The sequence below is a fragment of the Myxococcus xanthus genome, assembly GCF_013116825.1.
Lineage (GTDB): Bacteria > Myxococcota > Myxococcia > Myxococcales > Myxococcaceae > Myxococcus > Myxococcus xanthus_B.
This window is the reverse complement of record NZ_JABFNS010000016.1, coordinates 53,845-78,664: the sequence shown is the minus strand read 5'-3', so window position 1 is coordinate 78,664 and position 24,820 is coordinate 53,845. Positions and strand designations below refer to the sequence as shown.

Sequence of the window (24,820 nt, the reverse complement as noted above, 5' to 3'; positions counted from 1 at the left end):
TTACCGCCGCTCCGACGAGGCCACGTTGTCCCTGACTTCAGAACCGCGAAATCAGCCCCCGTAGGGGAACATCTCCTTGATGACCTTCTTCGCGTCCATGTCGCGAAGGTGGCCGGTCCCGCGGTTGCTGCGCTTGGACTTCGGCGTCTTCGAGAACGTGAAGAGGTGCTTCGCGAAGGCCTTGCCGTGCTTGACCTTGCCGCTCTTCTTCACGTCAAAGCGCTTCTTCGCGCTGCTGCGGGTCTTCAACTTCGGCATCGTCCTGATCCTTCCATGCCCCATGCCGTTGGACTTGAGCGGCAGGTGCGAGAACTCTCGAAAATTGGGGAACTTGGGCAGGCTCCCCTCGAAAGTGCGTCAAGATACTTAGGTGCAACAGGGAGTCAAGGCCCGTCAGCAAGCCGCCAGGCGTCCTGACCTCCCGATCACGGCAGGGCCGCTTCCTTCGCCAGCAGGGCCTCGAAGTCCGTCACCTTCATCGTCTTGAGGTCCTCGCCGCCGTACCGCCGCGGCGACACGCCCTCGCCCGCCACCTCGTTGTCGCCCACCACCAGGGTGAACGGCACCTTCTGGAGCTGGGCCTCGCGGATCTTCGCGTTCATCGACAGGCCGCGCTCGTCGAACTCCACCCGGTAGCCCTTCGCCCTCAGGGAGTCCCGAACCTTCCGGGCATAGTCGTTCTGCCGGTCCGCCACCGTCACCAGCACCGCCTGGATGGGGGCCAGCCAGGCCGGGAAGGCGCCGGCGAAGTGCTCGATCAGGATGGCCGTGAAGCGCTCGAACGAACCGAAGATGGCGCGGTGGAGCACCACGGGGCGGTGCTCGGCGTTGTCCTCGCCCACGTAGGTCAGGTCGAAGCGCTCGGGCGCCAGGTAGTCCAGCTGCATGGTGCCCAGCTGCCACCGGCGGCCGATGCTGTCCGACACCGCGAAGTCGATCTTCGGGCCGTAGAACGCGCCGTCTCCCGGGGCCAGCTCGTACTCGAGGCCCAGCGACTCCAGCGCGGCCTTGAGGCCGCCCTCGGCGCGATCCCACAGGGAGTCATCACCCAGGCGCTGCTCGGGCCGCGTGGACAACTTCACCGCGTAGGTGAGGCCCACCGCCTTGTAGACGTGGTCCAGGAGCTTCACGAAGCGCCGCACCTCGTCGGTGATCTGCGCCTCCGTGCAGTAGATGTGCGCGTCGTCCTGCGCGAACTGGCGCACGCGCGTGAGGCCGCCCAGGGAGCCCGCCGCCTCGTTGCGGTGCAGCACGTCCTGCGTGTGGTAGCGCAGCGGCAGATCGCGGTAGCTGTGCTTCTTGAAGCCGTAGAACAGGTGGTGCGACGGGCAGTTCATCGGCTTGAGCGAGAAGTCATGCTCCCCCGACTCGCTGTCGAGCACGAGGAACATGTTCTCCTTGTACTTGCCCCAGTGGCCGCTGGTCTCCCACAGCCCCTTGTTGAACATCAGGGGCGTCTTGATCTCCACGTAGCCGTCGTTCTGCGTCAGCTGACGCATCCAGTTCGACAGCGTGGTGTAGAGCGTGGTGCCCTTCGGGGTCCAGAAGGCGGAGCCCGGCGAGTACGGGTGGAAGTGGAAGAGGTCCAGCTCCTTGCCCAGCTTGCGGTGGTCGCGCTTCTTGGACTCCTCGATGCGCGTCAGGTACTCCGCCAGCTGCTTCTTGTCGAAGAAGGCAGTGCCGTAGACGCGCTGGAGCATCGGGTTGCGGTGGTCCCCCCGCCAGTACGCTCCGCTGGAGGAGAGGATCTTGATGATGCCGATCTTCCCCGTGCTGGGCGCGTGGGGCCCCAGGCAGAAGTCCACCCAGTCACCGTGCGTGTAGAGCGTCAGCGTCTTGGCGCCCTTGGCCGCGATGTCCTTGACGATCTCGACCTTGAACGTCTCGCCCTTCTCCTCGAACAGGCGCACGGCCTCGTCCATGGAGATTTCGGTGCGGACGAAGGCCATGTCCCGCTTCAGCTCGGCGTTCGCCTCGGCCTCGATCTTCTCCAGGTCCTCGGGCGTGAAGGGCTTCTCGCGGAAGAAGTCGTAATAGAAGCCCTCCTCCGTCGCGGGACCGATGGTCACCTGCGTGCCCGGGAAGAGCTTCTGCACCGCGCTGGCCACCACGTGGGCGGCGTCGTGGCGGATCAACTCCAGGGACTCGGGGCTCTTGGGCGTGAAGATCTGCAGCTTCACGTCCTCGTCCAGCTTGCGGGCCAGGTCCATGTCCTGGCCATTCACGCGCGCGAAGAGGGCGGCCTTCGCCAGGCCGGGGCCGATGCTCTCCCGCACGAAGTCCGCGATCGTGGTCCCCCGGGCCGTCTGCTTCTGCGAGCCGTCGGGGAGCGTCACCGTGATGATGTCGGACATGCGAACCTCGGGAAAAAAAACGGGCGGCAGGCTCTTTTAAAGCCGTGCCGCCCGCTGAAGTCACTCTTTGATGATGGGTCGTAGTGGGATCGAACCACTGACCCCTACCGTGTCAAGGTAGTGCTCTACCGCTGAGCTAACGACCCGTTGCAGCCGCTTCGGTGGCGCGGGGAATACCAGCGGGCTCCCCCAACTGTCAAGCAAACACAGAGGGCTTCTTCAACTCTTCCCGCGCGCCTTCGGATCCGCCGCCTCCAGCAGCGTGTGGACCCGGGACATGACGGCGTCGAACATCGCCGGGGTCAGCCGCCCCGTCTGCGTGTTCTGCTGACTGACGTGGTAGCAGCCCAGCAGCGTCCGGCCGCCCGGCAGGCGCAGCTCCGCCCCATGCCCGAACGAGGGCCGAGGCGACGGAACCTCCATCCCCTGTCGCGCCAGGGCCACGAGCGCGGCGTTCCAGCCAATGGCCCCCAGCGCGAGCACCACCCGGCCTGGCAGCAGCGCCAGCTCGCGGTCCAGGAACGGCGCGCAGCGGGCCAGTTCCTCCGGGAGGGGCTTGTTGTCGGGCGGAGCACAGCGCGCCGCCGACACGATGAAGGCGTCCTTCAGCCGGAGCCCGTCATCCCGGTGCTCGCAGAGGGCCTGATTCGCGAAGCCCGCGCGGTGCAGCCCGGCATAGAGGAAGTCGCCCGAGCGGTCTCCGGTGAACATCCGCCCCGTCCGGTTCGCCCCGTGGGCCGCCGGCGCCAGCCCGACGATGATGAGCCGGGCCTTGGGATCTCCGAAGCCGGGAACGGGCAGGCCCCAGTAATTCCAGTCGCGGTAGGCGCGGCGCTTCACTCGCGCCACCTCCTCCCGCCACTCCACCAGCCGGGGGCAGGCCCGGCACCCGGTGATTTCCTTGTGTAGCGACTCCAGCTTCGTCACGGCGACTTGGGCTCCCCCGTGTAGAGCCGCGTCCGGCGGTAGCGCTCCACCACCACGCTCAGGACCACCTTGAGGATGGCCGCCACCGGCACCGCCAGCAGGATGCCCACGAAGCCGAAAAGCTCACCGAAGGCGAGGATGGCCAGGATGACCGCCACCGGCGCCAGCCCGACCTTCTCCCCCACGATTCTCGGGGTGATGACGAAGCCCTCCAGCATCTGCCCGATGACGAAGGTGGCCGCCACCGCCGCCAGTTGCCACGGCCCCTGCCACGACAGCATGAGCCCCACCAGCGACAGCACGATACCCACGCCCGTGCCCAGGTACGGCACCATGTTGCCGAAGCCGGCAATCACACCGATGACGATGGCCATGTCGATGCGCGACGCGGACAGGCCCACCGCATAGATGACCGACAGCACGCCGCCGACGATGAGCTGGCCGCGCACGAAGGCGGAGAGCACCTCATCCACCTCCGCGAAGCGCCGGCTCACCAGCCCCACCGCGCGCCGGGGCAGCAGGTCCTTCACGATGCCCATCAGCCGGGGGTAGTCCTGCAGGAAGAAGAAGGCCAGCACCGGCACCACCGCCAGGCCCAGCAGCGTCACCACCAGCCGCGCCGTGTTGCCCGCGAAGCTCGCCAGGATGCGCGCCGCCGCCGGACCCGCGCTCTGGACCAACTCGGACGCCTGCTTTCCCAGCTCGGTGGTGCGCTGGCGCACCAGGTCCGGCAACGAATGGCCCACCAACCCTTCCACCTTCGGCACCACCTGAGTGCTCGCGCGGTGGAAGAAGTCCGGCAGCTTCGACGCCTCCTCCCGGAACACCGGGATGAGGTACAGCACCGCGCCGACCAGCATCAGCGTCCCCACCGCGAAGACGAGCGTCGTCCCCCACGTGCGGTCCAGCCGCCGCTTCTCCAACTCGGTGACGATGGGATTGAAGATGTACGCACCCGACAGCGCGAGCAGCACTGGCACCGCCACTCCGCCAAAGACGGAGAGCAGCGCGAACACCAACCCCAGCGAGCCCACCATCACCACCGACCACCACAGGTCGATGCGCCGGGCGTCCGCCTCGGACAGGGCGCTCTCGGCCACCGCCACGGGCTCGGCGCCCCGCGCACGGGCCGCCTCGGCCGCGGCCTTGTCCTGCCCTCGCGGCGGCGGCACCTCGTGGAGCACGGGGGAGGACCGGGCCGGCGACGGTACGGCAGCGGGTTTCACGGCGGCGGGGGAATGACCTTTCCTGCGGCGTCCGATGGCGCTCTCCTCTTCAATCCCAGCTACGGCGGCGTCATGTCCTGATTGCACTTCACGAAAGCACAGGAAACAGGTTTTCGTGGAGGCCCGCCCGCTTTACACCCAGCCCGGCGTCACTCCGAACCACCGGCCTTCGCCCCAGAGGCGCGGAGCTGGATGGTCAGCCGCGCGCGGGCCCGGCTGGGCTCGAAGTATGTCGTATAGGGCCAGTACCCCTGCTTCTTCACTTCAATCTCGTGCAGCCCGCTGCCCACTCGCAACGCCTTGGGGGAACCCGAGAAGTCGCTGCAGAGCCCCTGCCAGACGCCATCCAGATACACCTCCGCGTCCACGGGCTCGCAGAGCAACGCCAGGTTGCCGCTGGGATTCTGGGCTTCCGCCATCAGCTCGCGGGCCTTGAGCAGGGACTCGGGCTCCTGGCGCTTCGCACACCCAGCGAACGTGGACACCATCACCAACAGCAGAACCTTCCGCATCAGCTCGCCGAGGACCTCGAAGTCACTGCGTGACGATCACGACCCGGCCCTCGGCCAGGAAACGCGTGTTGGCCTCGGCGAGCGCCTTCGCGTCCTCCGAGGCGAGCACCAGGTCGGAACCCTTGGAACCCTTGGCCTTCACCACCAGGGGCTTGTCCCCCACCAGCGAGGCCTTCTTCGCCGCATCCAGGCTCTGGAACCACGCGGCCACGGCTGTCGCGGCACGGCGCTCGTTGGCCAGCGCCGCCGCGCCGTACAGCGCCTTGCCGCTGTCATCCAGCAAGCGGGGCGCAAGCACGGGCTGCACACCGAGCCCTCGCGCATCCACCACCAGGCCCGTGTACTTCTTCGCGCCCGCACCGTTGATGGCGATGACGGTGTCCGCGGCGGGCGGCGCGAACAGCGACGCGGTGAGGGCCGACAGCGGCACCTCCACGTCAATCTCCACGCCGCTGTCGGAGAAGAACCGCCGGGCAACGACCTTGTAGCCGCCCAGCGCGGCCTCCACCCGCTTGCGGACGTCCTCGCGAGCCAGCTCGTCCGCCACGGTGCGCCCCGCGCTGATGTGGAGGCGCCCGGCCTGGTCCATGAGATTCTGGACGGCGGATCGCCGGGCGGTCCGCTCGGCACCCAGCCGGGCCTGTCCGGGGTTGGAGGCCTTCAGGTCGGGAGTACCCGCTCCCGTGGCCCGCAGAACCTGCCCTTCCCAATTGACGCCCGGTGCCCCCGGTGCCGTTTTCACGGCGGCGACGGTGGGCTTCGGGGCCTTCGCTTCCTTGCCCTGGCCGAACGCGGTCAGTGGCACGGCCAGCAATATCCCCCACAGCGAGTGCCTCACGGGAAATCCTCCAGCCCCTCGTCCGACGTCGCGGGTCGTGTCAGGGCAGAATGGCGTCCCATTCAACGGGCCTGCTTCCGGGGAAGTCAAGGCAGGCCCCTGCGGCACGGCGGGTATGCGTCAGTTCTCGTTGCCGTGACGGTCGACGTAGGCGTCGATCATCTTGCGGTGACGGTCGGTGAGCAACGTGAAGCGCACACCCGAGCGCTCGCGCTTGGCCCCCAGCTCGGCCCACTCGCGGACCACTTCACCCTCGGCGTAGATGATCTCCTCCGAGCCCGGGAGCTGGAACTGGAGGCCGATGCGCTTGGCCTCGTGCTGAGGCTCGAGCAGCCGGGCGAGGCTCAGCCCTTCCTGGCTGATGTCCGCGGCCCGCGACATGTACGGCACGCCACCCATGTACTTGTTCAGGTAGATGTCGAGGGGCGCCCGCTTGTTCTTCCGCTTGTCGCTCATGGCTTCTTCGCCTCCGGTCAGGTGGTGCAACAGGTTGCTCCGGGGGTGAAGCAACCTGGATGCAGGGTAGAGGCGCGCGCCGAACGCGCAAGAAAACGGACGGCGCGCGGAGGCCTCGTGCGCTCGCTGTGCTTCCTCGGTGAATTCTTCGCGCGGGCTTGTGTCTTTCGAGCGCGCGGCCACGCTCTATAGTGCGCCGGTTCTCATGAAAGGTGGATGCATGCGATCGATGTGGACGGCGGCCCTGGTGTTCGCGCTCGGCGCGACGGGCGCCCAGGCGCAGGACTCGAAGTCGTCGAAGAAGCCCGCGGCCAAGGCCGCACCGGCGACTCCGGCCGCCGCGCCGGCGGCGCCCGCTGCGCTGTCCGAGGAGGACCAGCAGACCCTCTACACGCTCGGTCTCTCCATTGGCCGTGATTTGTCCCTCTTCGCGCTGTCGCCCGAGGAGCTGAAGGTGCTGCAACAGGGCCTGTCCGACGGACTCGGTGGAAAGGCGTCCGACATCGACCCGAAGGAGCAGGCGCAGCGGGTTCAGGCCTTCGCCAAGAGCCGGCAGGCCCTCGCGGGCAAGGCCGCGCTGGAGCGCGCCGCCAAGGAGCCCGGCGCGGAGGTGCTTCCCTCCGGCGTCGTCTACAAGCAGGTCCAGGCGGGAACCGGCCGCAGCCCGCGCGCCGTCGACACCGTCAAGGTCCACTACGAGGGCCGGCTGGTGGACGGCACCATCTTCGACACCTCCGCCCGCCGCGGAATCCCCGTCGAGTTCCCGCTCAACGGCGTCATCCCCTGCTGGACGCAGGCCGTGGCGAAGATGAAGGTGGGCGGCAAGGCGAAGCTCACCTGCCCCGGCAACACCGCCTACGGAGAGCGGCCGCCCTCCGGCTCGCGCATCCCGCCCAACGCCGTCCTCACCTTCGACGTCGAGCTCATCGACATCCCCGGCGACACGTCCCGGCAGCCGTAGGTCAGCGACCCAGGGCGGCCTCGGCGGCGCGGAGCAACGGCTCCGCGCTCACCGGGGCCCCGGTCGCATGAATCATCCACTGGTCCGGCGTCACCGAACCGTAGGTGGCCATGCGTTCGAACTCGGCGCCCAGCGGACCCTTGCGCTTCAGGTGCTCTTCAATCTGGAACGCGATGAGGTGGCCCAGCGGATAGTCGGGCAGGTAGAGCGGATAGCTGATCATGTGGCTGTAGACGGCCAGCAGCGAGCTCCCCTCCCCGCCCAGCACCGGCGCGAAGTACTGGTTCCACACGTCGCGCGCGATGCCCACCACCGCCTCGCGAAGCTGCGCTGGCGTGGCATCCGGGTGCGCGTACATCCAGTGCCACACCGACATGTCCACCAGCGCGATGCCCGCGCGCTCCCACGTCTGCCACAGCTCGCCGAGCACCCGCTCCCGCTCGCTCGCCGCGTCCGGCTTGCCCAGTCCGAGCAACTCCAGGTCGCGCGACTGGAACACGAAGGCCAGCGCCTCCGTGAAGGCGTTGTTGGGCACCCCCGCGAGCAGCGTGTGGTCCACGCCGTAGAGGCTGAACACCTGCTCCACGTTGTGCCCCAGCTCGTGCACCGCGATGTTGTAGCCCTTGTAGTCCATGCCCCCCTTCTCCACGCGCGTGCGCAGCCGGGGGAAGTCGCCTCGCCGAAGCGCCGGCTGTGCGTGGCCCGCTCCGCGCGACGCGTCCACGCGAATTCGCTCCGCCAGCCACACGGCCTTCGCCTTCGTGAAGCCCATGCCCTGGAGGATGCGCGGCAGATCCTTCGCGAACGCCTCCGCCGTGGGGTAGCGCTTGCGCGTCAGCGCATCCAGTTCGGACTCCCTCCGCTTGCCGCCCGGATTGAAGCCCGAGTACCAGAGGTCCTGCGGCTCCAGCTTCCGGCCCAGGCGCGCTTCAATCTCCTTCGCCACGCGCGGCACCAGCGGTGACTCCAGCACCTGTGTCAGCAGGGCCCGGACGCGCGCCTCAGGCAGCTCGCGGCCCAGCTCGAAGCTCCGGGCGATGCGCGTGGGTGCCACCGGCACGTAGGGGTCCGCCTGACGCGCCGCATGGAAGGTGGCCAGCAGGTGCGCGTAGCGCGTGTCCGGCTCCGGCGACGCATCCGGCTTCGTCGTGCGCGCGGGCGCATCCGCCTCCACCGTCTGCGGCGGCGCCACCGTGACGGTGTTGGTGAAGGGGTCCCAATCCAACCGCGGGTTGTCGATGACGGCCGCGGGGATCGTCTGCGTGACGATGCGCTCCATCACCTGGACGATCATCCGCTGCTTCAGCGCGCCCGTCGCCGCGTCGGAGTAGTCACCCTTCAGCTCATCACGCAGGTTCCAGTGGCTGATGAGCCGCAGCCCCTTTGGGAAGGGGCGCCGCCCCTGCCCATCCACCAGGTGATGCATCCAGATGTTGTATTCGGCGATGTACAGGTTGGCCGCGGCGATGGCGCGCGAGGACGCCTGCTGAATCTCCGCGGGGACGCGCTGGTTGAAGCGCCCTGCCAGCCGCGTCTCTGCCCACTGCCGCCGCGTCCATGACGGCCCCTGCGCCACGCGCTCCGCCAACGTGGTGAGCGGGAAGTTGAGCAACACCACGAACCCCACGCGTGCGCGGAACAGGTCCGAGGTGACGTGGGCGGCCGGATCATACGCCGCCACCAGGGGCTCCACCGGCAGCAACGGCCCCAGGTCCAGGTCGGTGTACCACTGGAGCTCACGCCCGATTTCGTACAGGTGCCCGTCGAGCTGCTCGAACAGCCGCTCCAGCCGCTGGAAGGTCGCGTCGAGCGCATTCGGATCGGACAGGAACTGTTCACGCACGAACGCCGCGAGGTCTCCGTCCTCCGGCCGCCACATCGCCGCCACCTGATCCACGCCCCGCTCGATGCGAGCCCGCTGCGCCTCGCCGTGCCGCGTCACGAGCTCCGCCTTCAGGGCCGCCGCGTCGAACGTGGACGTCATGGCGGCGGGCTCCTTCTCCGGGACGCTGGCAGGGGGTGGTGCCTTGGACGCCTCGCCAGGGAGGGCGGCCGTGCCCGTGCCCGACGGCATGGCTGGCGTGGTGGAGCAACCCAACGCGGCGAGAACGGGCAACAGACAGACGCGTGAGCGGCGGAACTTCGTCGACAAAGGCACGGAGCGCTCTCCAGAAAGCACGAAGGGCCCGACCCCGTGGGGCCGGACCCTCATGATGCATCAGAAGCAGTTCGAACGACGCTCGGCTCAGGCCGCGCGGACGTTCTGGGCCTGCAGGCCCTTGGGGCCGCGGGTCACTTCGAACTCCACCTTCTGGCCCTCCTGGAGGGTGCGGAAGCCATCCATGTTGATGGCGGTGTGGTGGCAGAACACGTCCTCACCACCACCGTCCTGGGTGAGGAAGCCGAAACCCTTCGCATCGTTGAACCACTTCACGGTACCAGTAGCCATTTGCTCTCTTCTTCTTTCGTCACGGACGCGAATATCCGCCGTCCGGTCCTACGAGCGAACCCGCCTAGACGGCTGCAATTTAAGCGTGGCCGCCCGGCGCGTCTACTCCAGACCGTCACCAACCGCACTTCTGGCCCTTGTTCTGCGCCTGGAGCCAGGTGCGCAGCGGGCTGAAGTAGTCGAGCAGCGGCGTGGCATCCATCTGCCGGGTTCCCGTCATGGCCTGGAGCGCGTCGGGCCACGGCTTGCTCGCCCCCAGCTCCAACATGGCCTGGAGCCGCTTGCCGGCCTCCTTGTTCCCATAGATGGAGCACTCGTGGAGGGCGCCCTTGTAGCCGGACGCCTCGCAGAGCGCCTTGTGGAACTGGAACTGGAGGATGCGCGCCAGGAAATACCGCGTGTACGGAACGTTTGCAGGCACGTGGTACTTGGCCCCCGGGTCGAAGTCCTGCTCCGAACGGGCCACCGGCGCGGCGACGCCCTGGTACTTCTCCCGCAGCGTCCACCAGGACTTGTTGTAGTCCGCCGGCTGCACGCGGCCGGAGAACACCTCCCAGCGCCACTGGTCCACGAGCAGACCGAACGGCAGGAAGGCAATCTTCTCCAGCGCGTCCTTCATCTGAAGGTTGATGAGGTTCTTCTCGTTCTTCGGAACGGCCTTCAGCAACCCCGCCTGCTGCAGGTAGCCCGGGGTGATGGACAGCGTGAGCGCGTCACCAATGGCCTCGTGGAAGCCGTCGTTCGCGCCGGCCTGATAGAGCACCGGGAGCTGGTAGTAGTACGTGTAGTAGTAGTTGTGGCCCAGCTCGTGGTGGATGGTGACGAGGTCCTCCTCCGTGGGCTTGATGCACATCTTGATGCGCAGGTCGTTGCTGAAGTTCACGTCCCAGGCGCTGGCGTGGCAGACGACGTCGCGGCCTTCCGGCTTGGTGAACTGCGAGCGCTCGAAGAAGCTCGGCGGCAGCTCCTTGAGGCCCAGCGAGGTGAAGAACTTCTCACCCAGCTTCACCATGCGCATCGCGTCATACTTCTGCTGCTTCAGCGCCGCGTCCACGTCCAGGCTGGCCTGTCCGGGGAAGGGCTCCACCAGCGGGTAGATGTTGTTCCACTCCTGCGCCCACATGTTGCCCAGCAGGTGCGCGGGAATCGCCTTGCCGTCGGGTACCTTGTCGGCGCCGTACTGCTTCGCCAGACGGCCGCGCACGTAGCAGTGCAGGTCGTCATAGAGCGGCTTCACCTGGCCCCACAGGCGCTGGGCCTCGACCTCGAACTCGGCCGGCGACATGTCATACGCGGAGCGCCAGAGCGTGCCCAGGTCGTTGAAGCCTATGTCCTTCGCGCCCTCGTTGGAGATGGACACCAGGCGCTCGTACAGCGGCCGCATGGGGCGGGCCACGGAGTGCCAGCCCTGCCACGCGTCCAGCAGCTCGTCGTAGTCGCGGCTCTCCGCGATGACGTCGGACAGCACCTCCAGGTCGCGGCACTTCCCCTTCCCGTCCGGCCCGCAGTACTTGCCCTTGCCGTAGAGGCCCTCCAGCTTCGCCGCCGTGGCGGCCAGCTCGGACCGCCGCTCAGCGTCCGACGGCGCCGGCAGCGCCTGGGACACCTTGAGCAGGTGCAGCATGCGCGCGGTGTCCGCGTCCAACGTCAGGCCCTCGAAGCGCCGTGCCTCCTTGATGGCGCCGTTGACGTAGGCCAGCACCTCTTCGTTGACGAAGGCGGCGTTCTGCTCGGTGTCATCCGTGATGTACGTGGACTTGATCCACTCCGCGGTGGCTTGCTTCGTCCACAGGCGCTTGAGGTCCGCGTTCACCTTCTCCGCGAAGGCCTTCGCCTCTGCCGGCGTGGGCTGCGACGCGGCGGCGGGAGACTCGGCGGGCGTGGGCGCCTCGCGCGTCACTTGCGAATCCTGGGCGCACCCCAGGAAGGCGGGCAGCGCCATGACCGCGGCCGCACGCAGGAGGGAATTCAGGGGACGTTTCCGGTTCATGGCCGCGGACCGTAGAAGAACCCGCGACTGATGACACTCCGAAACTGGGTGGTCCCCTCCCGGTTCGGCGCTGGAGCTGCCCGGCCGGGTACCGTGCGGGCGCTCCATGCCCGGCCTCCCGTGTCGCCCCACCGCGTTAAACCTTCACCCCATGTTGCTCGGACACATGAAGGACCCCCGCTGGCCCGCATCCGAAGAGGCACTGGCGGACGCTCGCGACTTCCTGATGGCGCTGAAGGATCGCCACGTGGTGGTGGCGCCCCACCCCAGCGTGGACGGGCTCGCCGCAGGGGCGCTGGTGCTCCGCGCGCTCCAGGCCATGGGAGCGCGGGCAAAGGCGCAGGTCCCGGCCAGGGGCGAGCATGCCCTCTCGCCAACCTTTCAGCAGCGCCTCCGTGCGGCACAGCCCGACGCATGGGTGGTGCTCGAGATGTCGTCGGATGCGATGGACGACTCCACCGCTCCGCCGGGCCTCCCTACGCTCCTCGTGGCGCCCCAAGCAGCCCCGGCTGGCAGGGCGGGTACGACCGTGCTCTCCGCACGGGGATTGGAGCCCGCGGTCAGTTGCAGCCTGCTGACCTACGCGCTCGTGTCGCCCTGCGTGGTGCCGGGCCCATTGGAATGGCTGGCCGTCCTGGGGACCGTGGCGGACCAGGGCGTGGATGCGCCCATTCCCTTCCTCGAGGACGCCCTCCGCCGGGCGGGGCGCACCGCCGTGACGGAATCCGTGGCCTTGCTGAAGGCGGCCCGGAAGTCCTCCCGGTACGCGGCACCGCTGGCGTTGGGGGTCCTCCTTCGAGCGGGCAGCGCCACCGACATCACCCGAGGCAACGTCCCTGGCGTCGATACACTGCACGACTGTCGGCTGGAGGTGCAGCGCGAGGTGCTGAGGTGCTCGAAGACGCCACCGCGCATCGCCAGCCCCGTGGCGCTGTTGCTGTTCAGCTCGGAGGCCCAGGTCCATCCGCAGGTCGCGGTGCGCTGGGCCCAGCGGCTCCCCGAGCACATCATCATCGCCGCCAACGCGGGCTACCTGCCGGGCCGCGTGGACTTCGCCGTTCGCAGCCGGACGCCGAAGGAGCTCGGAGGGCTCCCGCTCAACGCAACCGGAGGCAGCCTCTCCCGGGAGGACTTCCTCCGCTTCGCCGCCGGGCTGGGCTTCAAGGGCCTGCGCGACATCGACGTGGAGCGGCGGGGCACGTTTCCCGGCTGATGCGGTATGACGCGGCCGTGATGCCACGCCCGCTCCTCCCCCTCCTGACGGTCCTCGCGCTCGCCGGCTGCGGCGACACGGCTACTGACGATGCCGACCCCTGCGAACGGTTCAGCTTCCCGCTGTCGGCGCCGAGCCCCTCCCACCACCTCGACACCTGTTCGAGCGCCGGGTGTGGCAACGGAGAGAATCCGCCCAACTCCGGCCTCCACTGCGGCAGCGTGGCCCCGTGCGGGAGCGCCTCCGAGCCCGTCGCCCCCTGCCTCTATGTCCACAACCTGGAGCACGGCCACGCGGTGTTCCTCTACAACTGCCCGGACGGCTGTCCGGACGAAGTCGCCAAGCTCGAAGCCGCGGCGGCGACAGCGCCTCGGGGAGGCAACGCCGTCCGCCGGGCCCTCGTCGCGCCGGCTCCCACGCTTCCCCGGCGCGTTGCAGCGATGCTGTGGCGCCGGACGTACCTGGCTGACTCCGCGGACCCCGAGGCCCTCCGCTGCCTGCTGCGGCTCCAGGACGTCGACGCGCCGGAGCCGAGGCTCACCTGCCCCGCGCCCTGAGCCGCGCGCGCCTGCACGTGGGCAGGAAGCCGCTCGCATCAGACAGGCCGCTGCCGGACGTGACGTTCCGCTGCGGTGGGCGGCGCTCCCTATGCGTCGTCAAATCACGCAACCTCCTCGCGAGACGTCGAACAGGTGAGGAGGTGAAAGGCCGCGGCGCGTTCCTCCGCGAACCCCACCAACTCGCCCAATCATGACAGGAGGTGTCAACAATCCTCCGTAGGCTCGCCCCGAGTACAGACACCCCAGGAGGCAGGCATGCGGGACATGAAGGATTCACTGAAGGGACGCGTGGCACTGGTCGCGGGCGGCACGCGAGGAGCAGGCCGGGGCATCGCGGTGCAACTCGGCGCGGCGGGCGCCACCGTCTACGTCACGGGCCGGACGACACGGGCCCAGCGCTCGGAGCAGAACCGGCCGGAGACCATTGAAGAGACCGCCGAGCAGGTGACAGCGGCGGGTGGGCTCGGCATCGCCGTGCAGACGGACCATCTGGTGCCCGAACAGGTCCAGGCCCTGGTGAAGCGCATCGATGCGGAACAGGGCCGGCTCGACGTGCTCGTCAACGACATCTGGGGCGGCGAGTCCATCTTCGAGTGGAACAAGAGCGTGTGGGAGCACTCGCTCGACAAGGGACTGCGGCTGCTCCGGCTGGGCGTGGAGACGCACCTCATCACCAGCCACTTCGCCCTGCCGCTGCTCATCCGCCGCCCAGGAGGGCTCGTGGTCGAGGTCACTGACGGCACCGCCGACTACAACGCGACGAACTACCGCATCTCCACGTTCTACGACCTCGCGAAGGCCTCCGTGCTCCGGCTGGCCTGGAGCCAGGCTCGAGAGCTCAGGCCCCATGGCGCCACCGCCGTCGCGCTGACGCCGGGCTGGATGCGCTCCGAAGGCATGCTGGAGCACTTCGGCGTCACCGAGGTGAACTGGCGCGACGCAACGGTGAAGGAGCCCCACTTCGTCATCTCGGAGACGCCGGCCTATGTCGGCCGAGCCGTGGCCGCGCTGGCATCGGACGCGGACAAGGCCCGGTGGAACGGACAGTCTCTGTCCAGCGGGCAGCTCGCACGCGTCTACGGCTTCACGGACCTGGATGGCAGCCAGCCTGATGCCTGGCGCTACGTCGTCGAGGTCCAGGACGCAGGCAAGCCCGCCGACGCCACGGGTTACCGGTAGACATTGCCCGGGGTGAATCGTCCAGGACCACGGCTCGGGTGCGGTTGATTTTCTCGCTCAACCTGGAGCTGAGGGTGTACCCGGCGATGACGAACGCGGCGAAGCAGGACGGCTCTAAATTCACGATCAGTAACGTGAGCTGGGTCCGCTGATGCTCTAGGGTAGGCGGGCCGTGACGTCCACGCCCGCCTCCCCTGCCCCCGTCTCCCGTGATCGCATCCGAGCCATCGACTGGCTCCGGGGCATCGCGGTGCTCTTCATGGTCCAGACGCACACCCTGGCCTTGCTCACGCCCGAGCTGCGGCAGAGCGAATGGGTGACGCGGCTGCTGCGCGTCGACGGGCTGGTGGCCCCCGCGTTCATCTTCTCCGCCGGCTTCGCCACCGCGCTGATGATGGTCCGCAGCGCCGCCAGCGGAGTGCTCCGCGAGCGCGTCCACCGCAACCTCCGACGCGCTGGCGAGGTGCTCGCGGTGGCCACCCTGGTCAACTGGGCGTGGTTCCCCCTGCTCCGTGAGCCCCAGTGGATCTTCCGCATGGACATCCTCCAATGCGTGGGCCTGTGCCTGCTCATCGTCCTTCCGGTGGCCGCGCTGCTCTCCGCACGCCCCAAGGTGTTGAGCACCGGCGCCTTCGCGCTGGCCATGGCCACGTTCGCCGTGTCGCCCCTGGGTGAACAGGTGGATGGCCCCTGGGCCACGCTGACGGAGAAGTCCTCCTTCGCGCCCTTCCCCCTGCTGCCCTGGCTGGGCTACGCGTGGCTGGGCGTCTTCGCGGGAACGGTGGCGGGCGCCTGGGGCCGCGCCGGGCTCATCAAGGCGCTGCTGGTGCTGATGGGGCTGGGCTTCACGGGCGCGGTGCTCGGTGACTTCCTCTACGGCCTCTACCCGCCCCACCGCTTCTTCGTCGCCAATCCCTCCAACGCGGCGGCGCGCTTCGGCTGGGTGAGCACGGTGCTGCTCGTGTTGACGTGGCTGGAGGCCCGTGTCCCGGTGAACGCAGCGCCGTCCCGGCTGCGGCGCTTCGTGGAGGTGTTCGGCACGTCGTCGCTGTCCGCGTACTTCTTCCACGAGATGCTGCTCTTCTACCGGCTGGGCGGCGTCTTCTCCTTCCAGCGATTCTGGGGAGACCGCAGCGGCTGGCTCCAGTACTGGGTGCTGACGGCCGTCATCATCGGCCTCACCTTCGGGCTCTGCGTCGCCCTGGACCGGCTGGAGCGCGTGCTGCGGCCCGCGCTCCGGAACCTCTCGGGGCGGCTGTTCCGGCAGGACCAGCACGCCCCCACCGGGCGCTGACTCAGTGCCCCGCGGCGGATAGCGACTCGAAGGCGGCGATGACCTCCTTCGGCGCCTGCACCAGCTCGATGAGCACGCCCTCTCCGCCGAAGGGGAACTGCTCGCTGCCCTTGGGGTGGATGAAGCAGATGTCGAAGCCCGCGGCGCCCTTGCGGATGCCGCCGGGGGCGAAGCGAAGTCCCTGGGACTCCAGCCACTGCACGGCCACGGGCAGGTCGTCCACCCAGAGGCCCACGTGGTTGAGCGGCGTCTCGTGGACGCGGGGCTTCTTCTCCGGATCCACGGGCTGCATCAAATCCACCTCCACCTTGAAGGGGCCCGCGCCCGCGGTGACGATGTCCTCGTCCACGTTCTCGCGCTCGCTGCGGTAGGTGCCGTGGGGCGTCAAGCCCAGCAGGTCGACCCAGAGCTTGCGGAGCGGCGCCTTGTCCGCGCCTCCAATGGCGATCTGCTGGACACCCAGAATTCGAAATGGCCTGGCGGTCTGCATGGCGCGGCACCCTGTCAGACGGAGGTGCTCCAGACAAGGACGCCCGGCCCGGGTGTTCGCCGGAAAATTCATCCGGCTTTAGACCCTTTCTCGCGGGCCATGCGTTTTCGGGAGGCGACCTACTCACCGACCTTGGAGCCCTGATGTCCCCCTTCTCGCTGAAGCGCCAACTGACTGTCTGGGGAAGTGCCCTTCTCGTCGCCAGCACCCAGCCCGCGTGCCACAACCGGAGCCCCGCCGCCGACGAGCGGCCGAGCCAGGGGGCCGCACAGTCCGTTGCCAGGGATGACGACGCCGCGCCCGCTCCTGAGCGAGAGGAGTACGTCGCGGACCGGGCCCGCGCCGAGCGTTCCGTGGCAGCCCCGCCCCCTGCGCCCCCCCCGGCTTCCGCGCTCGCCGGGCCCGTTGCGCGCGCACCCGCGCCGGAAGCCGCCAAGAAGGTCGCCCTGGGCAAGGCCGAGCTGGCCCGGCGCGAACCGCGCCCCATGAAGCCGTCCGCTGACGCCTTGGCGGGCGCGCCCCTCGAGTCCAAACCACAAGACGCCGCTCCCACAGGCGGCAACACCTTCGAGGCCTGGAAGGCCAACGCCTTCGTCGAGACGGCCAAGGACCCGCTCTCCACGTTCGCCGCGGACGTGGACACCGCGTCGTATACGGTGTCGCGCCGCTACCTCGTCAACGGCCAGCTCCCGCCCGCCTCCGCCGTCCGCGTGGAGGAGTTCGTCAACTACTTCAAGTTCCGCTACGCGCCCCCGGAGACGGGGGCCTTCGCGGTGCACCTGGAGGGCGCGCCATCTCCCTTCGATGCCAAGCGCCACTTCCTGCGCGTGGGTGTGCAGGGCAAGGTGGTCTCGCGCTCGCAGCGCAAGCCCGCGCACCTCGTGTTCCTCGTGGACACCAGTGGCTCCATGCACTCGGAGGACAAGCTGCCGCTCGCGAGGGAGGCCATCAAGGTCGCCGTCAAGAACCTCAACGAGAACGACACCGTCGCCATCGTCACCTACGCGGGCAACACCCGGGACGTGCTGCCGCCGACGCCCGCCACCGACGTGAAGAGCATCCACGCCGCGCTCGACTCGCTCACGGCCGGTGGCGGCACGGCGATGGGCTCCGGCATGGAGCTGGCCTACCGCCACGCCGTGAAGAAGGCCTCCGGCAGCGTGGTGTCCCGCGTCGTCGTCCTCACCGATGGTGACGCCAACATCGGCCGGAACGTGAGCGCCAACGCCATGCTGGACAGCATCCACAAGTACACCGCCGAGGGCGTCACCCTCACCACCGTGGGCTTCGGCATGGGCAACTACCGCGACGACCTGATGGAGAAGCTCGCGGACAAGGGCAACGGCAACTGCTTCTACGTGGACAGCTTGCGCGAGGCGAAGAAGGTGTTCGAGACGCAGCTCACCGGCACGCTGGAGGTCATCGCCAAGGACGTGAAGTTCCAGGTGGAGTTCAACCCCGCCGCCGTCCGCCGCTACCGACTGGTGGGCTATGAGAACCGCGACGTCGCCGACCACGACTTCCGCAACGACAAGGTCGACGCGGGCGAGATTGGCGCCGGCCACAACGTCACCGCCGTGTACGAGGTGGAGCTGACGGGTGAAACCACCGAGCCGCTGGCCACCGTCCGCGTCCGCGCCAAGGCGCCCAACGGCACCGAGGCCTCCGAGCGCGAATTCCCCTTCGAGCGCACGAAGCTGCGTGACACGCTGGCGCAGGCGTCGCCGGACTTCCGCTTCGCCGTCGCCGTGGCCGCCACCGCCGACGTCCTCCGTGACAGCCCCTCCGCGGAGGGTTGGAGCCTGGCCACGGCCGAGAAGCTGGCCGAAGGCGCCACCGAGGGGGACGCCGACCGCAAGGAGTTCGTGCGGCTGGTGACGCAGGCCCGCGCCCTCAAGGGCGCCTCCGTCCGGGGCCGCTGACACCGGGGCGCAAGCCCGCACACAGGTCGGGGTGGAGGGTGCCCGGGGGCCCTTCCACCCCGATGCCGTTTTTGCGGGATATGCTGAGCGGCCATGCACCCCCTTCGCTCGAAGTCCCGACGCTTCCTCCTCCCTGTCGCCGCGGTGTTCGTCGCCTGTGGCGGTTGCAGTGACGACCCGTCTGGCGGCGGCGCGCCGCTGGGCGAGGAGCAACAGGGCATCGCCACCTTCTACGACGCCACCGGCGCTGGCAATTGCAGCTACGAGCCGACGGGTGACTTGATGGTGGCCGCCATGAACACGCCCCAGTACGCCAACAGCGCGGCCTGTGGGCAGTGCGTGGACATCACCGGGCCCAAGGGCTCGGTCCGCGTGCGCATCGTGGACCGCTGCCCGGAGTGTGAATCCGGCCACCTGGACCTGAGCCGGCAGGCCTTCGCCCGCATCGCGGAGATGGAGCAGGGCCGGGTCAACATCACCTGGACGCCGGTGTCTTGCGACGTGGCGGGGAACATCGAGTACCACTTCAAGAACGGCAGCAATCCCTGGTGGACCGCCATCCAGGTCCGCAACCACCGCCTGCCCATCCAGAAGCTGGAGTGGCGGCGCGGCACCGGCGGATGGCAGGACGTCCCGCGCGAGAGCTACAACTACTTCGTCAACTCGAGCGGGATGGGCGACGGCCCCTTCTCCGTGCGCGTCACCGCCGTGGATGGCCAGCAGTTGGAAGACACGCTGGACAGAGTCCTCGACAACCGCAGTGCCGAGGGCTCTGGCCAGTTCCGCTAGCGCGCGGCCCGTGGTTCAGCGCCGCAGCATGGAGCGCAGCAACTCCAGGGCCTCGGTGACGTTCTGCCAGACCTGGAGCGACTTCATGACGCCCTCGCCCTCGCCCTGGATGGCGCGGCGCGAGGCGCGCTCCAGCGGGAGCAGCACGCCCTCCACCAGCTCGATTTGACGGCTCAACTCGGCGGGTGAGGGCCCCGTCAGCGCGGTGCGCTGCAAGGCCTCCGCGGGCACGTTGGCGGACACATTCACAGGACGCTCCGCCAGCGCGGTGATGGCGCGGGAGAGCTGCTCCATGTACGCACCGAAGTCGGGTGAAGCCATCGGTGCCGCCATCCGCACGGTGGGCGCGGACTCCGCCGGAGGCTCCGGCGGACGCTCCGCCTGCGCCGCCACCCGCTCTGTCAGTGCCTTGAGCAGGTGCGCCATGTGCTTGAGGTACGGCGTCAGGTCCGGCCCCGCGGCCACGGGCGCGGCGACCACGGGCGCCGGCATGGCCTTCGCGGCCTTCACGGACTCGCGGCCCACCTGCGCCACCTCCAGCACGGCCTCTCGCAGGGACTCCAGGCGAGGCAGCACCTCCACCACGGGCCCCGGCTGCTCGTCACGCGCCTGGCTGGCGGAGACGTGGTTGGCAGCCTGCACCACCGCGTCGCGCACCGCGCCCAGCTGCTCCTCGATGCCGCTGAGCTGACCGGTGACGCGGGCCACGGGGTCGTCGTCCTTGCCGCCCATGCGCTTCACGCGCGCGAAGCCCTGCTTGATGTCCTCCCAGCGCTTCGCCTTCTCCGGCGTCAGGCGCCCGCGCATCTCCGCCAGCTTGAGCAGGTTCTGCTCCGCCGCCGTCGTCAGCGTCTGGGACTCGCCCTGGTAGTGGTCGTCGATGAGCCGCTCGAGCTCGTCGTCGGTCATCGCGGAGACAATCTTCTCCGTCAGCTTGTTCATGTTGCGGTAGCTGCCCTGCAACTTGAACGCGGGCTCGGAGCGGAAGCGCTCGTCCTGCGCCGCCGAGGCGATGTACTGCAGGTTCACCTTCAGCAGCACCGACTGGGCCCGGAACATGCGCTGGAACACCGCGATGATTTCCTGGAGCTCCGCCGCCGCATAGCCGTGCTTCAGCTCGCCCGTCTGGACCTCCTCGCCCTGCGCCATGCGAATGAGGCGGTGCGTGTCCGCCGGGTCGCGCGTGGCCAGCGGCGCCGTCACCGTGTTCGAGGTGAGCGCGTTCTCGATGTAGCTGAGCGCGAACAGGTGCTCCTTGCCGTCGAGGATGTCACCCAGGTTGTAGGTGTCCGCGCGGTTGGCGAGCATGTCCGGGATGCGGAAGCGATCACCCGTCTCCGTGTACGGGTTGCCGGCCATGACCACGCAGAACTTCTTGCCGCGCAAGTCATAGGTGCGCGTCCGTCCGTTCCACACGCCTTCCACGCGGCGCTGGCCGTCGCACAAAGAGATGAACTTCTGGAGCAGCTCCGGGTCCGTGTGCTGGATGTCGTCGAGGTAGAGCATCACGTTGTTGCCCATCTCGAAGGACAGGTTGATGCGCTCCACCTCCTGCCGGGACGTGGCGTTGGGCGCCTCGGCCGGGTCCAGCGACTTCACGGAGTGCCCCAGCGCCGGGCCGTTCACCTTCACGAAGGTGAGCCCCAGGCGGCTGGCGACGTACTCCATCAGCGTCGTCTTGCCGTAGCCCGGAGGCGACATGAGCAGCAACATGCCCATGCGGTCCGTGCGCTTGCCCTCGCCCGCAGCGCCCAGCTGCTTCGCCAGGTTGGCGCCGATGAGCGGCAGGTACACCTCGTCAATGAGCCGGTTGCGCACGAAGGACGACAGCACCTTCGGCGTCAGCTCCTCCAGGCGCAGCTTTCGGCGCTCGCGCTCCAGCAAGTCCCTCAGCAGCGCACGGTACGCCTGGTACTGGGGCACCCGCACCTGCCGGAACTCGCCCAGGCGCGCCAGGAACTCGTCCAGGCGCAGCGGCAGCTTCCGGTCCTGGATGCGCGAATGGTTGCCCAGCAGCGCGGAGACCTCGGTGGCCGTCAGCGCGCCCGCCGTCTCGCGGTCCAGCTTGGAGCCGGTGAGCAGCAGCACCGCCGTCTCCAGCGCCACGTGGACGGAATCCCCCGGGCCGCCCTCGCGCTGCGCGAGGTAGCCGTCCAGCCACACCCGGGCGAGCTCCAGCCGGGCGCCCAGGTCCTTCTCCAGGCCGCGCAGGTCGTCCTCGAACGCGGACCGCGTCCCGTGCCGGTCGAGCTCATGCAGGAACGCGTCCCGCAGCGCCACCGCCTCGCCGCTGGTGGTGAAGCGCGGGTGCTCCGCGCCCAGCTCCTCGACGAGGTAACGGCCCGCCTGCCGCGGCTCAGCCGGCGAATGCGCCAGGCCGTTCGCGGTGAGGAACGTGGCGATGCGCTCGCCCAGGGCCTCGCCCACCTCCGCCATGCTGCCGCCGGACGCGAAGGTGGTGCGCAGCCGCGCCAGGCTGCGCGCGCGCCGCTGGAACACGGTGCGTGCCGCCTCGTCCGCGTCGAAGGCCCAGTACAGCGCCGCCCAGGCGCGCGGCGCCGGCGCGAAGCGCAACAGGCCGGCGCCCTGGTGCAGGCCCAGCAACTTCTCCAGGATGGAGACCGCGTCCGCATCATGGACGCCGCGCTCGTAGCCCTCGTCGAAGCGGTCGGCCGCGTACGCGCGCACCTTCTCCAGCAGCGTGCCGCTGATGAGCGCCTCGTGCAGCGCAGCCAGCGACTGGCCACGCTTGCCATCCTCCGCATCCGCCAGGAGGCAGCCCGCGAGGTACTCGGAGCGGTAGACGGCCGGCGACTCGGAGACCAGGTGCTGATCCCAGAGGTCGCGGTACTTCAGCAGCTCCGCGTCCTCCACCTTCTGCGCGTAGTCCGTGCCGGTGAGCTGGAGGTACAGCTCGCCGTCGCGCGGGAGCAGCGTCAGGTCCAGCGGCTGCGTGTTGACGTTGAAACGGTACGTCCCCAGCTTGATGACGTTGTCGCCATCCGCGAACAGGTCCTGCCGGTCCCGGAGGGCGCGCAGCGCGTCCTGCTTGGCGGACTTCACGCGCGACATCACCTCGTCCGCGCGGACGCTGTCCTGAAGCTCCATCAGCTGGTCGGCCAGCTGGCGCAGCTTGAGGATCATCGCGTCGGAGGCGTAGTAGCCGTTGAGCTCGTCATCCGTCTTGAAGGACTTGGCCCGGCGCTGCACGCCCTGGAGGATGCGCTCCGCGGCCCCGAAGAGGCTCTGCGCGCGGCGCTGCCGCTCGTCCAACAATGACTGCTTGCGCGCGCCAAAAGCCTCCAGCAGCTCCTCGCGCTTCTGGGTGATCTGCCCCAGGAACTCATCGAACTCGCCGAAGCGGCCCTCCAGCTCCTCCAACTGAACGGTGAGGCGGGACATCGCCTCGTCGCAGCGCTCCGGACTGTCCGCCTGCGACAGCGAGCTTTCGATGCTCTGCCCCAGCAGCTTGAACTGCGCGCCGAACTCCGCGCGCTTCTCCCGGCCGGACAGCTCCTTGCGCTTGGCCGCGAGGCTGGCGCGCACGCGGTTGAGGCGGCTGAACAGCTCGGAGATGCCCTCCAGGATGCGCGCACGGGCCAGCGGGTCACCGACCTGGAGACCACCAACGACCTCGCCCAGGACCTCCAGGCCGTGGGCCGTCCGCTCCACGTCCTCGCCCAGGGGCGCCAGCTCCACGGACGTCTGCACCGGCTCCAGCTGCGCCAACAGCTCGTCCAGGCGCGAGGCCAGCGGCGCCAGCGCCTCGCCCGTCTGGAGGAACTCCACGCAGGCCGTGCTGACCCGGTCGGACGCCTCCACCACCGCTGTCTCCAGGACGTCCACGCGTCCCAGGTCCATGTAACGGATGTCCTTCAACGTAATCAGGTGCCCGCGCTGCTTGCGCAGGTCCGCCAGCGCCTGCATGAAGGCTTCCGCGTGCGTGAGGTTCTCTGGCTGGACACGCAGCAGGAGCGTCTCCTGCTCCACCTCCGCGGCCGCCAGCGCCTCGGTGGCGCGCTTCTGCATCGCGACCACCTTCTCGAACTCATCGATGATGAGCTCGGCGGTGCGCCGCAGGGTCTCCACCGGTTCCTGGAGGCCCGTCTCCTCATGGCCCAGCCAGTAGTACGCGTCCAGCGCGCGGGTGGCCGAGGACACCAGGTCCTCATACGTGCGCCGGGTGGGCTTCTCCGACTTCGCGATCCGCTGAATCGTCAGCGCGTCGGAGATGCCGCGCACCAGCTCCGCGTTGCCCACCTTGCCCAGGTAGCCCGGGGCTGGCGGCGTCCCCGCCGCGTGCTCCGCGGATACGAACGGGGTCTGCCACACCTGCATCGGGTGGACGCGCGTGGGCTCATCCGACGCGGAGCGGAAGATGACGAGCTGCCCGTCGGAGAACAGGCTCATGCCGTGCGCGACCAGGGGGTTCTGCACCTCCTTGCGCACCAGGTTGTACGGGAAGAGGACGTAGCAGCCGTCCGTCCGCCGGTGGAAGATGTAGAGCACGTCCTCGCCGTTGGGCGAGCGGATGGCGCGCTTGAACTCCATGCCTTCCGACGCCGCGGCGCCGTCGAAGACCTTGAAGTCCCCCGTCTGGAGGTAATAGCCGCCCGGGAAGACGATGCCCTGGTCCTCCGGCAGCCGCACGCACGCCTGCCCCATGGCGTCGATGCGCACCACGTGCTGCGTGCGCGAGTTGAAGACGAGGTAGCGGTGCGCCTTCTCCCGGAACGGCAGCACCCGCAGCAGGATGAGCGTGCCCACCTGGGCCCAGGCGAACTCGGCGTCGTCCAGCGACTGGTCCGGGTCGTCCACGGGCTCGTTGTAGATACCCATGCCGGTGGAGGTGTTGTCCTCCACCTTGATGGTGAGGTCGCCCTTCACCGTCTCCACGAACACCTGGTCCAGCACGTTGACGTGCGGGTGCTGGCCGGTGACGTAGTTGTCCCGCGTGGCCACCGTCCACTCGAAGTCGTGCGACGGCGGGAAGACGTGGTCGCGCTCGCCCTGGTTGTCCAGGTAGGTGGCGCGGCCCTCCAGGTCCAGGCTGAAGCGGAAGACCTTGATGTCGCGCAGCGACTGGCCCGTCTGGAAGACGGCCAGCAGGCGCGAGTCCAGCTTGCGAATCTGAAGGAGCTTCGCGTCCTTGTAGTACTTGTAGAGCTCGCCGAAGTCCTTCACGAAGCGCGGGTCCGCCAGGAACCCGCCGGCCTCGGAGCTGGGCACCGCGGAGAAGTCGTACCCGTCGGCCGTCTTCTCGAACTTGTGCAGGGAGAACACGTCGGACACCGACGTCTCCCGCTTCAGACCGATGAAGACGTTGTAGCCGAAGAGCAGGTACTTGCCGACGCTGGCGATGTCGCACGGGACACAGTTGTGCTCGGTGCGCACCCGCTCGTTGCCGATGACGGTCAGCTCGGTCCCACCGAAGAGCGCCTTGCGCCGCCCGTTGAGGTCCGTCGCCTTCGCGCCCAGCACATCCGCCTGCGACAGGAGCCGCGAACGGATGACCTCGTAGCTGCCGCCTTCCAGCGCCGCCTCGCCCGCGGGCGCCGCGCCCTTGCCACCGTCAGTTGCCATGAGTGTTCACCGGAAATGCGAAGACCCCCACCCCCGCACCCTCCCGAGCGGAGGGGCGCCACCCCGGAGGGGAGGCC

The 24,820-nt window shown here is 68.8% G+C and carries 19 protein-coding genes and 1 tRNA gene; 7 read left to right on the top strand and 13 right to left on the bottom strand.

The features are described from left to right. Positions 1-51: 51 nt before the first annotated feature. From rpmI to HNV26_RS06880, 8 genes are all read right to left on the bottom strand, one after another. Complete coding sequence (rpmI, locus tag HNV26_RS06915; protein ID WP_011553617.1) at positions 52-258, bottom strand: 50S ribosomal protein L35; 207 nt, start codon at positions 256-258, stop codon at positions 52-54. A gap of 167 nt (positions 259-425) precedes the next feature. Further along, on the bottom strand, positions 426-2,354 hold the full coding sequence (gene thrS, locus HNV26_RS06910) for a threonine--tRNA ligase (RefSeq protein WP_171439622.1): 1,929 nt from the start codon (positions 2,352-2,354) through the stop codon (positions 426-428). Between the two features lie 74 nt (positions 2,355-2,428). After that, positions 2,429-2,500: transfer RNA gene (locus HNV26_RS06905), tRNA-Val, on the bottom strand. Between the two features lie 73 nt (positions 2,501-2,573). Then, entirely contained in the window at positions 2,574-3,281 is a 708-nt protein-coding gene (locus tag HNV26_RS06900; RefSeq protein ID WP_171439623.1) for a uracil-DNA glycosylase, read from the bottom strand. Then, entirely contained in the window at positions 3,278-4,453 is a 1,176-nt protein-coding gene (locus HNV26_RS06895; RefSeq protein ID WP_171439714.1) for an AI-2E family transporter, read from the bottom strand. The genes HNV26_RS06900 and HNV26_RS06895 overlap by 4 nt, the downstream gene beginning before the upstream one ends. Positions 4,454-4,656: 203 nt before the next feature. Then, positions 4,657-5,019, bottom strand: coding sequence for a PEGA domain-containing protein (locus HNV26_RS06890; protein WP_171439624.1), 363 nt, complete (start codon positions 5,017-5,019; stop codon positions 4,657-4,659). 22 nt (positions 5,020-5,041) lie between these two features. Continuing rightward, the gene (locus tag HNV26_RS06885; protein ID WP_366816796.1) at positions 5,042-5,857 is read right to left on the bottom strand and encodes a TP0624 family protein; all 816 of its coding nucleotides are present in this window, start codon (positions 5,855-5,857) and stop codon (positions 5,042-5,044) included. A 120-nt stretch (positions 5,858-5,977) separates the two neighbouring features. Next, entirely contained in the window at positions 5,978-6,313 is a 336-nt protein-coding gene (locus tag HNV26_RS06880; protein WP_171410519.1) for a PilZ domain-containing protein, read from the bottom strand. Positions 6,314-6,533: 220 nt separating this feature from the next. Here HNV26_RS06880 and HNV26_RS06875 point away from each other — a divergent pair, with 220 nt between their 5' ends. Beyond that, positions 6,534-7,274 (top strand): FKBP-type peptidyl-prolyl cis-trans isomerase, encoded by a 741-nt coding sequence (locus tag HNV26_RS06875; RefSeq protein ID WP_171439626.1) that lies wholly within the window; start codon positions 6,534-6,536, stop codon positions 7,272-7,274. A 1-nt stretch (position 7,275) separates the two neighbouring features. Here HNV26_RS06875 and HNV26_RS06870 read toward each other — a convergent pair whose 3' ends face one another. The 3 genes from HNV26_RS06870 to HNV26_RS06860 form a co-directional block, all read right to left on the bottom strand. Then, entirely contained in the window at positions 7,276-9,486 is a 2,211-nt protein-coding gene (locus HNV26_RS06870) for a hypothetical protein (protein WP_171439627.1), read from the bottom strand. Positions 9,487-9,519: 33 nt separating this feature from the next. Then, the gene (locus tag HNV26_RS06865; RefSeq protein ID WP_011553608.1) at positions 9,520-9,723 is read right to left on the bottom strand and encodes a cold-shock protein; all 204 of its coding nucleotides are present in this window, start codon (positions 9,721-9,723) and stop codon (positions 9,520-9,522) included. 115 nt (positions 9,724-9,838) lie between these two features. Beyond that, positions 9,839-11,713, bottom strand: a complete 1,875-nt coding sequence (locus HNV26_RS06860; protein ID WP_171439628.1) for a M2 family metallopeptidase — start codon at positions 11,711-11,713, stop codon at positions 9,839-9,841. Positions 11,714-11,819: 106 nt separating this feature from the next. On the opposite strand from HNV26_RS06860, the gene HNV26_RS06855 reads away from it, so the two are divergent. The 4 genes from HNV26_RS06855 to HNV26_RS06840 all read left to right on the top strand — a co-directional run bounded on the left by HNV26_RS06855 (position 11,820) and on the right by HNV26_RS06840 (position 15,959). After that, positions 11,820-12,926 (top strand): hypothetical protein, encoded by a 1,107-nt coding sequence (locus HNV26_RS06855; protein WP_171439629.1) that lies wholly within the window; start codon positions 11,820-11,822, stop codon positions 12,924-12,926. After that, on the top strand, positions 12,926-13,483 hold the full coding sequence (locus tag HNV26_RS06850) for a thioredoxin-like domain-containing protein (RefSeq protein ID WP_171439630.1): 558 nt from the start codon (positions 12,926-12,928) through the stop codon (positions 13,481-13,483). Before HNV26_RS06855 ends, HNV26_RS06850 begins: the two co-directional genes overlap by 1 nt. Before the next feature lie 258 nt (positions 13,484-13,741). Next, on the top strand, positions 13,742-14,665 hold the full coding sequence (locus HNV26_RS06845) for an SDR family oxidoreductase (RefSeq protein WP_436410031.1): 924 nt from the start codon (positions 13,742-13,744) through the stop codon (positions 14,663-14,665). Positions 14,666-14,837: 172 nt separating this feature from the next. After that, positions 14,838-15,959 (top strand): heparan-alpha-glucosaminide N-acetyltransferase domain-containing protein, encoded by a 1,122-nt coding sequence (locus tag HNV26_RS06840; protein WP_171439632.1) that lies wholly within the window; start codon positions 14,838-14,840, stop codon positions 15,957-15,959. Position 15,960: 1 nt separating this feature from the next. On the opposite strand, the gene HNV26_RS06835 is transcribed toward HNV26_RS06840, so the two are convergent. Then, complete coding sequence (locus tag HNV26_RS06835; RefSeq protein WP_171410362.1) at positions 15,961-16,449, bottom strand: VOC family protein; 489 nt, start codon at positions 16,447-16,449, stop codon at positions 15,961-15,963. 143 nt (positions 16,450-16,592) lie between these two features. On the opposite strand from HNV26_RS06835, the gene HNV26_RS06830 reads away from it, so the two are divergent. Beyond that, complete coding sequence (locus tag HNV26_RS06830; RefSeq protein ID WP_171439633.1) at positions 16,593-18,371, top strand: vWA domain-containing protein; 1,779 nt, start codon at positions 16,593-16,595, stop codon at positions 18,369-18,371. A 93-nt stretch (positions 18,372-18,464) separates the two neighbouring features. Next, positions 18,465-19,160 carry an expansin EXLX1 family cellulose-binding protein gene (locus HNV26_RS06825; protein WP_171439634.1) on the top strand — a complete coding sequence of 232 codons (696 nt, stop codon included), beginning with the start codon at positions 18,465-18,467 and terminating at the stop codon, positions 19,158-19,160. A 15-nt stretch (positions 19,161-19,175) separates the two neighbouring features. On the opposite strand, the gene HNV26_RS06820 is transcribed toward HNV26_RS06825, so the two are convergent. Beyond that, positions 19,176-24,743: a DNA repair ATPase gene (locus HNV26_RS06820; protein WP_171439635.1), complete on the bottom strand. Its 5,568-nt coding sequence runs from the start codon at positions 24,741-24,743 to the stop codon at positions 19,176-19,178. Positions 24,744-24,820: the final 77 nt, after the last annotated feature.